The sequence below is a fragment of the Treponema sp. R8-4-B8 genome (assembly GCF_054786175.1).
Genome location: NZ_BDHE01000166.1, coordinates 1 through 788, shown reverse-complemented (window position 1 = coordinate 788; position 788 = coordinate 1). Strand labels below are relative to the sequence as shown.

Below are 788 nucleotides of genomic sequence, written 5' to 3'. Positions count from 1 at the left end.
GTTGTATTGTAAACATAAACCCCGCCGCCCTCGGTAGCTGTATTGTCATGTACCGATGATTTGTCTTGCATGGTGAAAGTTCCGCTGTTAACTACCACTCCACCGCCACTGCCATTTGAATTGGTATTGTTGAATACCGAGGCTCTGTCTTTCATAGTGAAAGTTACACCACTAGTATATTGATCAACATACACACCGCCACGGTATGAGTTGCTGCTTGATGTATTGTCGGATACCGATGAGGTTCCCTCCATAGTCAGGCTTGCGTTAGAGCCTCCTAAATAAATCAGAGCCGTGTTATTGTCGCTGTTCCCCTTAAAGTCGGTGTCGTGAATAACGACGGTCTGGTTTGCAATAAGACGGAGCAATGAGCCTTGTCCTGTAAGCGTTATGGTGTAGTCCCCGGTAATGGTTACGTTAATATATTGAGCATTGTTAAAGGTTGCACCTGTAGCATTGGGAATGTCGTCAAGTATGTTGATGGTGTAGCTCTTTCTGTTGTCTGCGGTTCCCTCGCCTCTGTTTGAGGCTTCGGTTTTTACATCGTTCCAATCATCCGCGCTTGCTACATTAAAAGAAGTAGCAGTTAAAATTCCGTTTGCCACCTCAAACGTATAATTTGTGGTACCAAGACTGCCAAAATTGTTCCATGAGTCGCCGTTAAAGGTTCCATTTTGGGCAGTACCGCCGCTGCTCTTATCTAAAACCGCACTATTAGTTGCCTTGTTTTGCAGTTTATCTGCCGCATCCTTGCCATAGATTATCCCGCTTTCAATGCGGATGGTTGA

1 pseudogene is annotated in these 788 nt (G+C 45.2%); it reads right to left on the bottom strand.

Annotation, left to right across the window (positions count from 1 at the left end):
• A pseudogene (locus tag ACYVRA_RS07635) lies at positions 1 to 788 on the bottom strand (hypothetical protein); the annotation flags it as partial.